The following is a 13,309-nucleotide window of genomic DNA, read 5'->3' as shown; positions in this document are numbered from 1 at the left end:
GGGCTTGAATATCTTCTGAAGGATTGTTATTTCTTAAATAAAGAATCTACAAATTCCTCTTTATTGAACACCTGTAAATCATCTACCTGCTCGCCTACTCCAATGTAGCGCACAGGGATTTTGAATTCATCGGAAATACCAACTACCACACCGCCTTTGGCTGTACCATCCAATTTGGTGATCGCCAACGAACTTACCTGTGTAGCTTTGGTGAACTCTCTGGCCTGCATTACCGCATTCTGACCTGTCGAGCCATCGAGTACCAACATAATATCATGTGGTGCTTCAGGAATAAACTTCTGAATCACGCGCTTGATTTTTGTCAGCTCATTCATCAAATTCACCTTGTTGTGCAAACGTCCTGCGGTATCAATCATCACGATATCGTACCCCTCTTCTGCCGCTTTTTTCGCCGCATCAAAGGCCACTGCCGAAGGGTCGGTATTCATCCCATGAGAAACCACTGGCACGCCTGTTCGCTCGCCCCAAAGTTTAATCTGGTCTACTGCTGCTGCACGGAAGGTATCCGCCGCACCTAACAGTACTTTATATCCTTTTTTCTTGAACTGTGCCGAAAGTTTACCGATCGTGGTCGTCTTTCCAACGCCATTCACCCCAACAATCAGCATCACATAAGGCTTACTTGCCCCTTTAGGAATCTCAAAATCAGACATCTCTTCCGTCTGGTTTTCAGCCAATAAGCCTGCAACTTCCTCTCTCAAGATTTTGTCCAATTCATCTGTGCCCACGTATTTATCACGAGCAACTCGTTCTTCAATACGGCGAATGACCTTAATCGTCGTTCCTACGCCTACATCAGAAGTGATCAAGATCTCTTCAAGCTCATCCAGGACATCCTCATCCACGGTGGATTTACCCACAACTGCTTTAGAGATTTTGTCCAGTAAGCTGTCCTTACTTTTCTCAAGCCCTTTATCGAGCTTTTCTTTTTTGTCTTTTGAGAAGAAACCGAAGATTCCCATAAAAATAGTATTATCTAAATTACCGAGGTACACCAAATGGTTTACGCCAATGCCCTATGCACCCACGGTATCCCATTTAGGTATTTTACTGCAATATAAAACAAAAAAGTCCCATATTAAATACGGGACTTTCATTGTATTGAAATATTTTGATAAATCAATTACTTCAAACGCTCTTTAACGAGGTCCTCAGTAACGATTTCTTCACGGAATGTGTAAGCTCCAGTCTTTTCTGATTTTACAGTTTTAACGACTTTAGCGTATTTTACACCACCTTTTTGCTTCAAAGTTGCTACTACTTTCTTAGCCATGATTATTTAATTTCTTTGTGGACAGTGTATTTCTTAAGAATCGGGTTGTATTTTTTCAACTCGATACGCTCTGGAGTGTTCTTACGATTCTTAGTTGTAATATATCTTGAAGTGCCAGGCATGCCTGATTCTTTGTGCTCAGTACACTCCAAAATTACTTGAACTCTATTGCCTTTCTTAGCCATGTTCTAATAATTTTTAATTGTTAATAATTACTCTTCTATGAAGATAGAGTGTTGATTATACGAGCACGTTACCGTTAGCTCTTGCTTTTTTCAATACTGCAGTGATACCATTTTTATTAATAGTACGGATTGCAGATGCAGACACTTTCAACGTGATCCATTCTCCTGTTTCTGGAATGAAAAATCTCTTCTTCATTAGGTTAGGAAGAAACTTACGTTTCGTCTTTCTGTTTGAGTGGGAAACGTTATTTCCTACTTGAGGTCTTTTACCTGTGATTTGACAAACTCTGGCCATGATATAATTTTATTCTCTCTCGAAAATTTATTTCTAATTACCAAACGGTTGGCAAAATTCGGAATTAATTTCCAAAAGATCAAAAATTTAGAGGAGAAAAGGCATGGATATTTTTTCTCAAAGCACCAGGAAGCTTGGCGCCTAAACCCTTGATCCGATTTTGCAGGACCGCAAAGTTACAAAATAGTTGTAAGTGATGAAAACGCGTTGAACACAATTCATCGGTATTACACCCATTTTTTATTTGCTGACAATCAACATAATACCCCTAACGATAATTATGCCTGAATACCTATTTCAGGGACAATAATTTTAGGAGGCACTTTTGATTGATGCGCAAAATTACAATTTTCCTTTTAGCGAAGCCCTATATTGTTCACTTTTTTTTCAAATTTGCTGACATTTGAGCAAAAAACACTTCAAATCCCCAATTTGAGCCATGTTTCAGAGGATCAAGCTAAACGCATCGTTGTAATATCAGCCATAAAACTGCGGTAATTTGCGCATCGGCTAAAAAAATGAAGACTCAAAGAAAGCACCAACCAATAGATGCTGACCATTTTAGGTCCGCTGTAATGATTTTAATTATACCCTATTGTTCAGCACGGTTGGCAGAAAAAAGTTGGGGAAGTCAATCGACGATCACCCCCCTTATATAAGGCCATTCAGTTAGCCGCCGTCTTGTTATGAATTTAACGGTCTGCGGAAAATTGTTTTTTCCATTCCATTAAATAAATCACTATATTATATCGTTTTTGAGGAAAGAAGGGACATTTTGCTCAAAAACCATCAAACCGTCCCAACAATTTTTACAACTTAAAACGATAACAATATGAGCCACCAGATCAGTAGCCAAGCGGCGATGGAGCTTGAAAATAAATATGGATGCCATAACTACCACCCACTGCCAGTGGTTCTTTCACGTGGTGAAGGTGTCTTTGTATATGATTGCGAAGGGGAGCGCTACTATGATTTTCTTTCTGCGTATTCTGCAGTAAACCAGGGGCACTGCCACCCAAGGATTGTCAAGGCAATGACAGACCAGGCGCAGAAGCTGACCCTAACCTCCCGAGCATTCTATAACGACCAGCTTGGCGTTGCGGAGAAATATGTATGTGAATTTTTCGGCTATGATAAAGCCTTGTTCATGAATTCGGGTGCCGAAGCCAATGAATCGGCGATCAAGATCGTCAGAAAATGGGGTTATTTGAAAAAGAATATTCCAGACAACGAAGCCGTAATTGTGGCTGTTGAGCGCAACTTCCACGGCCGAACGACCACCATTATTTCTGCTTCGACGGATGAGGTGGCTACCAAGAACTTTGGTCCTTTCATGCCAGGTTTCCAGGTGATTGCTTACGATGACCTTAAAGCCCTGGAAGAAGCTTTGTCAAATCCGAATGTTGCAGGGCTTTGGATTGAGCCGATTCAGGGAGAAGCGGGGGTTTATTTACCGCAGGAAGGTTATTTGAAAGAAGCGCAGGCTTTGTGTAAGAAGCACAATGTGATTTTGATGATGGATGAAATCCAGACGGGCGTGGCGCGTACAGGAGCGATGCTGGCTTCCGATCACGAAGGCGTTCATCCTGACATGTTGATTTTAGGTAAAGCGATCTCGGGCGGAACGATCCCTGTTTCCTTGGTGCTTTGTAATGATGACATTATGGATGTGATTCACCCAGGTGAACATGGTTCAACTTATGGCGGTAACCCGATGGCCTGTGTGGTAACGGTTGAGGCACTTCAGGTAATCAAGGACGAAAATCTTGTAGAGAATTCCCGTGCGATGGGTGAGGTCTTCCGTCAGCGCATGAACGAACTGGTAGGCAAATCGAAATTGGCGAAATTAGTGCGCGGTCGTGGATTGATGAACGCTTTGGTGATCAACGATACCGAAGACAGTTCTACGGCTTGGGATATTTGTGTGGCACTGAAAGAAAACGGATTGATTGCCAAGCCAACCCACGGTAATATCATTCGTTTTACGCCTCCGTTGGTTATCACCGAAGAGCAAATTAATGAGTGTTGCGACATCATTGAGCGCGTGGTGTTGGAGTTTGAAGAGGCGATGATTGAGGAGTAATCACTTTATGATAGAGGTGTTTTAGACCATGATTACCTTGATTAAAAGGATTACCATGATTTTTATTTTTCTCAGAACCGCCTTTATTGAAGAGCATCTGTTACATCAAAAAAATAATCTGTAATCTGCGGGCAACAAAACCCTCTTGAATACTTTATTGGGTGCTTATAAATAAAGAACCACATATTGACTAAAAGGTCAGTTTGTGGTTCTTTTTGGTTTCTGTTAATTTTGCAATACTTACATCGGGTTAAAACCCGAAGCTATTGCAATATGTACCTTCGGCACACAAGTCCTGAAAGGGCTTTTTGTAAAAGACATGGAATTCATTCCATGGAAAAATAAACAAGCTTATTTCGTTTCCTCTCCCAACTTAAAACTAATCGGTAAGATCATCCGTACATTTTGTGGCTCTCCTTTATCCACGCCAGGCGACCAGTTTGGCGATGATTGAATGACCTTTTTAGCCTCCAGACTCAAAGCGTCACTCGCTTTTTGCAGGTCGGTATCAGTCCAGTTGCCCGCTTTTAAAGAAGAACCCTCAACTGTTTTCGTTGATCCGTCTTTCATGGTCAAGTGAACCACCGACTTCCCATCGGTTTTATTTACCGACATCGAGGCAATATCATTAGGGTCAATCTTGCTTAATTCCGTTTTAACTGAAAGTGCCTTCTTTGGATCAACGCCTTTGATAATCTTCACGCCTGTGACTTCACCTGATTTCGTTACCACAAACTGAACGAAAACCCTTCCTTCCAAGCCTACTTTTTGGGCTTCTTCAGGGTACTTCAAGTGTTCTCCAATGTAATTATAAAAAGCGGGCATTCCCCCGTTAAACATCGGCTGCTCTTCTACAATCGTGTAGATTTCCCCCGATAAATCAGGGTTTTGAGTAATTCCTTTCGCATCGGTAACAGTGTTTGGTAGTTGTGCCTCTTCATTGGACTGACAAGCCCAAAGGCTGAACATCGCCACAAGGGACAGGGAAAACATCAGTCCAAGGCGGGATAATTTTTTAGGATTTTTCATCATTGAAATTCTTTTTAATGTTTTTGAATTGAAAAAAGAGTGCCCTATGCTCCAACCCAATTGCTCCAATGTTTTGCGCGCTAACAATTGTGCATAGGCGGTATGATCCGGAAAATTTCTTAAGCTATAAGCGTCGGCGAGGTATTCATGCTCCTCTTCGAGGGCATTTTTTATCAGCCAAACAGCGGGGTTAAACCACCACAATACGCACAAAACATCCATCAACAGCCGATCGAGTGAATGCCATTGCCGAATATGGCCGTATTCGTGTTCTATAATTCTTGCCCGATCCTGATCCGAAAGTTTCAGGTCATCAGACCAGATCAAAAGATTAAAATAAGAGCAAACCGACAGGTTACGAACGCCTTCTACCCAAATAATGCCCTGACGCTTTTCCCATTTGGCTTTGGAGAGCTTCACGATGAAATACACCAGTCGAAAAGCAAAAAACATCATCAGCACCAAAGCGCCGATCATATAAGCACTTTCCAAAAAATTAAATTGATGAACAACCTTCGTGTAGGAAGTATTGATTTCGATAGGGGAAAGCATAATGGCGGAGGCGCCCTCGAGCGCCGAAGAGCTCGGGAATAAATTCAATTGGGAAAGCCATGGTAAAAGCAAAGCGCCGAGTGCCGTACCTAACAAAAACAACCGATTCCATTGGCCTGCCTTTCGGCCTTTCATGAAAAAATAAAAGACTGTAAAACCCAGAAATAAAAACAACTGGGAGGTTAAATGTATGGATAACAAGGTGTGCATAACGGTTAAGTTTTTGGTCGATTAATCTTTGCGTTCATCATCAAGCTCCTTTAGCAGGGCTTCATATTCACTGATATCAACATCCTTTTCCTTAGCAAAAAACGACACCAAGCCTTTCAGTGAACCTCCGAAATACCCATTCAACAGGTTTTTCAGGCTGTACTTACGGTATTCATCTTTGCTGAACAATGGGAAATACTGATGTGAGCGACCAAACGAACGGTGCCCTACCACTTCCTTTTTTTCCAGGATTCGAACAATGGTTGAAACGGTGTTGTAAGCGGGCTTCGGTTCAGGAAGTTCTGCAACGATATCTTTGATAAAGGCTTCCTTCTTCTCCCAAAGCACCTGCATTATTTGCTCTTCGGCTTTCGTTAACTCTTTCATAATTAATCATTAATGAACAACACAAACATATAACTAAATAATTAGTTTTACAACTAATTATTTAGTTTAATGATTGAGTCACTAAAAAAAAAAATGGGGGGAATCCGGCAAAAAAAGTAGGAAAAAAGCCCAAAAATAGGCTTTTTGAATGCTTTTAAAGCTTCAAAAAAATGTTGAAAAAAAATTTGCGTGCGGTCTATAAAAACAAGCGGAAAGCACTGACAGAAGAAGAGTTCACTATTGCCAACACCCGTTTAACGGCGCAGTTTAAAGCGACGATCAATCTTGAAAAAGTAAAAAAGGCACACTGTTACCTTCCCATCATTCGCCATCGGGAAATTGATACCTGGCCAATTATTGAATACCTGCAAGCGCAAGGGATAGCGGTGGTCATCCCGAAAAGTGATTTTAGCAATTGCAGTATGCGGCACTTCCTACTGAAGCAAGAGCAGCTTAAGGAAAATGAATGGGGAATATTGGAGCCTACTGAAGAGGCACGGGAAATTCAGCCGAAGGAACTGGATATCGTGATTGTTCCACTGCTTGCTTTTGACCAACAGGGTTACCGTGTGGGATATGGAAAAGGCTTTTATGATCGCTTCCTTAACGAGTGCAACCCCAACATCATGAAAATAGGATTATCCCTTTTCCTTCCTGTGGAAAATATTGAAGATATAAACCCATTCGATGAGCCTTTGGATCAAATTATTTGTCCCAATCAAATTATTATCCCTACCCCTAAAAAACCATGACCTTCAAATAATGTATTAAAAAGCGTACATTATTTGAAGGTCATCAATCAAAAACAGGTCAAAACAAGAAATATCCGGACCTTTTGGATCAAAATAGCGGCAATTGCTTGGAATCTGATGCGCTCTTAATGAATACCTCTTTCGTTTTTCCATCATGCAAATAAAGTAAATATCCTTTTACCTGCTGGTATCCCATATCGACCATCATCTGCATATAATTTTGCACTTGCCTAACATCCTGTCCTTTTTGAATGCCCGTTTTATAATCAATAATCGTCGCTTGATCGCCATCAAGCACTACACGGTCAAGGCGAATCATTTTGCCATCTTTGGGTAAAACAGGCACCTCTGTTTTCACGATAACATGCTCTGTAAACCAAGAAGCGACCAAAGGATCTTTGAGCAAATTGTCAATCTGTGTTTTCAGCATTATTTCTTCCTGCTGATCAATCTCCCCTTCAACCCGTGCCATCGAAAGCGCCTTATCCACCTGATCAGTCGTTTTTATTCTCGACAGAATATCATGCACAAGCACCCCATAATTGACCTTCTCTTCCGTCTCTAAAAAGTCCAAATTCAATATTTCTGACTGACGGCTAATTTTCAAGCGATTTTGTCGCCAATCGAAAAATTTCATCCGTTCAATATCGGCCTCATCTTTGCCAACTGCTTCATCATGTTTTTCGAACTGAGGTTCACCACTACGGTAAATCACACTATCTTTTTCAATCACTTCCCAGGCCTGCGCATCATTTTGTGCCTGAAGAGAAAGTCTCAGTAAATCTCCCGCATGAACGACCTTTTCTGTTCTTGGAATTTCTCCTTTCTTGGGCTTCTTATCCAGACCATCCAGCGGACTAAAAGTCAGCAAGCCTTCTTCTGCACGCGTGGTGGCCACATAAAGAATGTTGAGATTATCAAAATTGATTTTCATCTTTTCGGCAAAATATTCCTGACTGAAAGGCGATAATTGCAGACTCGAAGAGTATTTTATCGGCACACGGGTCAGGGCATTCAGCGGAGCAAGTTCCGATTGTGCCCAAAGTGTTGGCGCCTTGTAAGGTGAATGATCCATTTCCCAATCGCAGAAAGGCACCACCACCACGCGAAATTCCAGCCCCTTGGATTTGTGAACCGTCATGATTTGCATCGCATCGAGGGTATCAGGAATACGGATTGCCTTGGTAACACCGCGCTCATCCCACCACTCCAAAAAGGCGGTCAGGTCATCAAACTCACCCTGACTAAACTCCATCACGGCATCCAAAAAGCCCATCACATAGGCTTTTTCAACATTTCCTACGGAAGTATTTTCCTTGCATAATTCAAGGACATCCAGCAGTTGCTCTGCCATTTCAAACAGCGGCAACTTCATAAAATAGGCGCGTTGTATACGCAATGCCTGCGGAAAAATTGGCGCATCGACATTGGCTGTAAATGCCTCGTGAGGCTCAGCATCAATATCTTTTGCCTTTACATGCGCATATACCACTTGCGCAATCGCATGGCGATCATCGGGGGTGTTGATCCACCGCATGCATGAAACCAGCAACTGAACCGTGCTGGCCTCGCTGATATATAGCGACTCGGAAGAAACGACCCGAAAAAGTTTTTCTTGATTGGTCTCCTGTCCGTAGGCTATCAGGCGATTGGCGATTTTCTGCCCCTCGCGTTTGGTTCTCACCAAAAAAGAAAGGTCTTTGGGTTGATATCCCAGTGCAAAATACCGCTCCAGTGCCATTGGCAACCGATCCAAAACCAAATCCTTAAAATTCCCTTCTTCATTAACCCTTTCCTTGCTCATTTCCAGAAAATGGCATTCCGCAAACCCTTTAATGGGCTTTTTTTGCTTGGGACCACTGACCTTTTGTGTTGCACCTTCATAGGCCTTCACAATATCTTCGGCACCATGCTTCACCTGCTCAAGGGCATCATGGGGAAGTTCTTCAATACCTGAGACCATGTTCACCAAATAATCTCCCAAAACAGCGGGCGCAGTCTCGAAAAGGTGGTTATTGAATTTGATAATATTCTCGTAAGACCGCCAATTGGTGTCCAATGTTTGATCGTTTACACGGTCAATATCATCATAAATTTTATTCAGCAACAATTCCCAGTCGCCACCACGCCAACGATAAATAGACTGCTTGACATCCCCTACCACAAGGCTTTCATTGCCCTCAGCCAGCGTATTGGTCACCAAAGGGCGGAAATTTTTCCACTGAAACAGGGAGGTATCCTGAAACTCATCAATCAGAAAATGCTCATACTTGGTCCCTACGCGCTCATAGATATAAGGAGGGATGGGGCTGTCGGCAAAATCCATTTCCTCAGTGCCCGACTCTCCATAAATAATGCGGTTCAGGAAATCTGAAGTATCAGAAATAAGCATCATGTTTTGCTCCTCGCGATAGGCTTGCAACTCTTCAAGGATACGAGCGAACAGGCCGACATTATAGACTTGCGAACGAACGGTTTTACATATTTTATAAAAGCTATGCTGACTTCTATACAGTTCCACCAACTGATTCAACACAGGGTTCAGCGTTGCATAAACCATGGAAATACTGGCCTCGTTGGGGTCGTTTTTCTTCATCCACTTTTGTACCTCATTGCAGGCCGCGAGCACCCTGACTCCAGGCTTATAATCTTTTGAGGTCAATAGTACCTTATTGAAGTAATTAGCAAAAGAGAACGTGCCATAAGGAAAAACTTCTATGCTCAAACCTGCCGCTGCAATAATATCCAGTGCTTTATTTCCCAACTGATCCATCTGTTGTTCAAAACCCTTCACCACCGCATTAATCTCATCCCGAAATCTCTTCATTTTTTCAGGGTCTGAGACGTCTTCCCTCAGTGGTTTCTCAAATACCTTGAACTCTTCAGAGAGCAAGCTCGAGGCAAACTTCTTCAGTCCATCACGGAAGTCCCACCGCTCATTGTCGTTCAATTTTTCTTCCGCAAAAGCGACCATCCAGCCTGTCAGTTCTTCATCATACCCCAATTTATTGACCAGCCGTTCCACCACACTGTCCATCACTGCGGAGGAATCCATCTCAATACGGGCATCACCATGCAAGCCCAGATCTTTAGCAAAAGCCCGAACCACCTCCTGAAAAAAGGAGTCGATCGTCGTTACCCTAAACTGAGAATAAGCATGAAGAATATTTTTCAGTTCCCGACCACAGCGCTTTTGCACTTCCTCTGGCGACAGGCCGATATTTTCGGCAATATCACCACACATGCCGCCTTCCTCTCCTTTGGCAATTCTGTGCATGAACAGGAGCATGCGGTCTTTCATTTCCTGCGTCGCCTTATTGGTAAAGGTTACCGCAAGAATATTACTGAACCTGAAAGCTTGCTCACCTTTAATCGCCAAGCCGATGTATTCTTTGGCCAGTGTATAGGTTTTTCCCGAGCCTGCAGCTGCCTTGTAAACCTTGAATTTTTTATCGCTTTCGGAGGGATATATATTTTGTACTGACATGGATGATAAATAAGGTGAGGAACTTAAAGAAATAGGATATCGTTACAGAAAAACAAATCCAACAATTACCCACCAAAAATAAGCCCCTAAATGGAGCAATCAAAACAGAAAATCTACTTTAAAGGACTCAATGGTGTGCGATTTTTTGCTGCCTGTGCCGTGATCTTCCATCATATTGAGCATCATAAATACTGGCTTGGCCTTGAGAATGCCTGGGGCTCGACCCTTGTCGATGCCCTCGGACATAAGGCGGTATCGCTTTTCTTTGTGCTGAGCGGGTTCCTGATTACCTATCTGTTGATGGCTGAGCTTGAAAAAACGAAGGACATAGCGTTTTTCAAATTCTACCTTCGTCGTGCCTTAAGAATTTGGCCCTTGTACTTTTTGGTAACAATAATCGCCTTTTTCTTACTTCCTCAAATCGTCAATCTCGACAGTTTTGGTATTCACCTGCAGGAAAATTTCATGCAGAAATTAGTCCTGTACCTCGCTATTTTACCCAATGTTGCCCGCCAGGCTTTTGATCCTGTTCTGGGGGCAAATCAGGCATGGTCTATTGGTGTTGAAGAGCAGTTCTACCTGGCGTGGCCAGTACTGATCTGGTTATTCAGAAAAAATCTCTTTCAGTTTCTCATCGGCTTTTTGGCCTTTAAAACCAGCATCGACCTGGCGTTGTACCTATCAAAGTCTTACTTCGTGGCGGGGCATTCCCTGCATGTACCGATCAATTTTGCCTATCGCATGATGCATACTTTCCAGATTGAACAAATGACGCTTGGGGGTATTGGTGCATGGGTGTTGTATCAGCAAAAGGCGAAATTTCTCGCCCTTATTTATCACCCCATCAGTAAGTATGGAAGCATGTTCGGTTTGGTCCTGATGATGTTTCTGCCGATGCACTTTTTCGGTGCTTCCATTATAGAGGGTATCGTATTTACCCTGTTCCTGATGAACCTCTCAACACATCCGAATGCCTCTAACAGTATGGAGGGGCCCTTTTTTAACTTTTTGGGCAACCTCTCTTATGGCGTTTACATGTACCACAACATTTGTATTATCCTGATCATAAAAATGTTGATGTATTTTGAAGTTCAGCTCGTAAACCCTACCCTATTCAATGTATTGCTGTATGGGGGAAGTGTGATATTCACGACTTTCATCACCGCAATCTCTTATGAATATTTTGAATCAAAAGTACTGAAATTCAAAAGCAGGTTTATGGTGATTAAAAGTGGCGTACACCCTGAAGCAAAGGCCGACGCCAAATCTGCCGTTGGTGATGTGGGCAGTAAAATCAGTCCCATTCAAAATCAATAAGCCTGAATCAGCAAAAGAAAATCCCCTGAGTGTGATGACTCAGGGGATTTTCTTTTTTAGAGCGTATTAAAAAAACTTAACACCCTCCTGCAAATATTAAGCATCCGCTTATTCAACTTCCTGCTTTTCGAGCAACTTCGCCTCTTCTTTTTCCGCTTCCTGTTCCCACCGCCTGCCCAGGAAAATAAACGCTATTCCGAAGTAGGTGAGTGGAGCCGTAGGAATCTGTGTGATCAATCCGTTGGTATAACTTGCAGCTGCCACCCCACAATAGCCACCATACATAGCAATTAGCTTGACCCTTGTTTTGGATTCTTTGAGGTTCCAGACGACCAAAAAGCCTTTCACTGCTATAAAAACAATCATGAAAATATGGACATAAAGCCCTATAAATCCACACTCTGCCCACACACGGGTGTAATGACCATCGGTTCCGAGCTCCGCAAGGAAAGTACCTGGCGCAAAGCGTTTCCCCCACGAGCCTGCCATGCCGATACCTGCACCAATCGGTTTGTTGTGCATATAGGCTTCAAGAATTTTTTCCCTGTTCAGTCGCACTAAAAAGGATGGGTCTTCAGAAGGGTTCAGGGCTGTACGCATCCTGTTGATTTGATAGTTGGTCTGCCCGATGGTGGTGAATTTCAAAACTGAAAACACCATAAAGCCTATCGAACAACCGAGGATCAGGATTTTCAAACGCTTACTTAGCAACAGATACATAAAACCCGCCAAGGCAGGAATAACCAAAGGCCCACGGGAACCCGAGATGATCATTCCATAAAAAGCCATCAGGGAGGCAAAAATCAGGTAGTTCCTTCGCCGTTTATTGGCCCATTCGGCAATGGCATAAATACCAAAAACAATCCCTGCCATGGCCTGGGAGGCACCAAACTGTGCGGCATCCGAATAATAGGAAAACACCCGCAATTTACCGAAAAGCACGTGGGTGTTTGCTGCTCCTGCATCGAGCCATCGTTGTTCTGTAGGGGACACCCCAATGAACAGCTGCTTTATGCCCCAAATGGTCCCGATGATTGAAAATACGGTCCAGATGGTAATCATCAGGTCCATGTCCTTGGGCTTATTGAATATCAGCATACCACAAATAAAGTTCAGCACCAGGTACAGTGCCAAACCACGCATGGCATAAAACCAGGCAACAACACTTCGCGCGAGCGGGTTGGCTATTTCAACAATACAATAGCTGAACCACAGCAAAATCACATAGAATACGGCCTGATTTAAATCAGAAGCATCAAGGTCCTTTCCTTTCCGAAGCATAATAAAAAGGATGGGAAGCAGCAGAAAGACATCAACGGCAAGCCCATAAGGCGCCACGGGGTAGTAGCGGGTTAAGCCAGCTTGCATAAAAGCAACCACGAGGACAATATAAATACCGATACGTGGGTTATTATAAAAATTAACGAGGAACAATATGGCCGCCGGAACGATAAAAATAATGAATGGCAGTTTGCTTCCTGTACCGATCATTAAACCAATAGCCACCGCTAAAGGGGCGAAAAACAGCACTGCCCATTTTTTGAACAGATCGCTGGAAAAAATATTTTTGGAATGAAGTGGACTCAATAGGTTGTTGTTTTAGCATCTTATACTCCCTCCCCCTCTTTAGCATTTGATCAATTTCAAATACTTGTCAGCTTGTTACAGTTATTACTGACGAAATTTCACTCAAAAGGAACAAAAAAAAGCACCTCAAA

Annotated in this window: 11 protein-coding genes; 3 read left to right on the top strand and 8 right to left on the bottom strand. The window is 42.8% G+C overall.

Annotated features, from left to right (window positions below; all coding sequences use genetic code 11):
* Positions 1-26: 26 nt before the first annotated feature.
* The 4 genes from ftsY to rpmB all read right to left on the bottom strand — a co-directional run bounded on the left by ftsY (position 27) and on the right by rpmB (position 1,774).
* Complete coding sequence (ftsY, locus tag AABK40_RS02580; protein WP_332920818.1) at positions 27-983, bottom strand: signal recognition particle-docking protein FtsY; 957 nt, start codon at positions 981-983, stop codon at positions 27-29.
* 161 nt (positions 984-1,144) lie between these two features.
* Positions 1,145-1,294 (bottom strand): DUF4295 domain-containing protein, encoded by a 150-nt coding sequence (locus AABK40_RS02575; RefSeq protein WP_332920819.1) that lies wholly within the window; start codon positions 1,292-1,294, stop codon positions 1,145-1,147.
* Between the two features lie 2 nt (positions 1,295-1,296).
* Positions 1,297-1,479, bottom strand: coding sequence for a 50S ribosomal protein L33 (gene rpmG, locus AABK40_RS02570; RefSeq protein WP_332920820.1), 183 nt, complete (start codon positions 1,477-1,479; stop codon positions 1,297-1,299).
* A 55-nt stretch (positions 1,480-1,534) separates the two neighbouring features.
* Positions 1,535-1,774 carry a 50S ribosomal protein L28 gene (gene rpmB, locus AABK40_RS02565; protein ID WP_053405962.1) on the bottom strand — a complete coding sequence of 80 codons (240 nt, stop codon included), beginning with the start codon at positions 1,772-1,774 and terminating at the stop codon, positions 1,535-1,537.
* A gap of 832 nt (positions 1,775-2,606) precedes the next feature.
* Between rpmB and rocD the strand changes: the two genes are divergently transcribed.
* On the top strand, positions 2,607-3,857 hold the full coding sequence (rocD, locus tag AABK40_RS02560) for an ornithine--oxo-acid transaminase (protein ID WP_338397556.1): 1,251 nt from the start codon (positions 2,607-2,609) through the stop codon (positions 3,855-3,857).
* A 351-nt stretch (positions 3,858-4,208) separates the two neighbouring features.
* Here the strand turns inward: rocD and AABK40_RS02555 are convergent, their stop codons facing one another.
* Positions 4,209-5,573: a M56 family metallopeptidase gene (locus AABK40_RS02555; protein WP_338397555.1), complete on the bottom strand. Its 1,365-nt coding sequence runs from the start codon at positions 5,571-5,573 to the stop codon at positions 4,209-4,211.
* Between the two features lie 96 nt (positions 5,574-5,669).
* Positions 5,670-6,035 (bottom strand): BlaI/MecI/CopY family transcriptional regulator, encoded by a 366-nt coding sequence (locus AABK40_RS02550; protein WP_332920826.1) that lies wholly within the window; start codon positions 6,033-6,035, stop codon positions 5,670-5,672.
* Positions 6,036-6,205: 170 nt separating this feature from the next.
* Here AABK40_RS02550 and AABK40_RS02545 point away from each other — a divergent pair, with 170 nt between their 5' ends.
* A complete protein-coding gene (locus AABK40_RS02545) occupies positions 6,206-6,787 on the top strand; it encodes a 5-formyltetrahydrofolate cyclo-ligase (RefSeq protein WP_338397554.1) in 582 nt (193 codons plus the stop codon).
* 88 nt (positions 6,788-6,875) lie between these two features.
* Here the strand turns inward: AABK40_RS02545 and AABK40_RS02540 are convergent, their stop codons facing one another.
* The gene (locus AABK40_RS02540; RefSeq protein WP_338397553.1) at positions 6,876-10,274 is read right to left on the bottom strand and encodes a UvrD-helicase domain-containing protein; all 3,399 of its coding nucleotides are present in this window, start codon (positions 10,272-10,274) and stop codon (positions 6,876-6,878) included.
* Positions 10,275-10,364: 90 nt separating this feature from the next.
* On the opposite strand from AABK40_RS02540, the gene AABK40_RS02535 reads away from it, so the two are divergent.
* On the top strand, positions 10,365-11,591 hold the full coding sequence (locus tag AABK40_RS02535; RefSeq protein ID WP_338397552.1) for an acyltransferase family protein: 1,227 nt from the start codon (positions 10,365-10,367) through the stop codon (positions 11,589-11,591).
* Positions 11,592-11,699: 108 nt separating this feature from the next.
* On the opposite strand, the gene AABK40_RS02530 is transcribed toward AABK40_RS02535, so the two are convergent.
* Positions 11,700-13,178, bottom strand: a complete 1,479-nt coding sequence (locus AABK40_RS02530; protein ID WP_338397551.1) for an O-antigen ligase domain-containing protein — start codon at positions 13,176-13,178, stop codon at positions 11,700-11,702.
* Positions 13,179-13,309: the final 131 nt, after the last annotated feature.

Origin of the sequence: Persicobacter psychrovividus, from assembly GCF_036492425.1 — a bacterium.
In the GTDB taxonomy this organism is placed as follows: domain Bacteria; phylum Bacteroidota; class Bacteroidia; order Cytophagales; family Cyclobacteriaceae; genus Persicobacter; species Persicobacter psychrovividus.
This window is presented reverse-complemented; position numbering and strand designations above follow the sequence as displayed.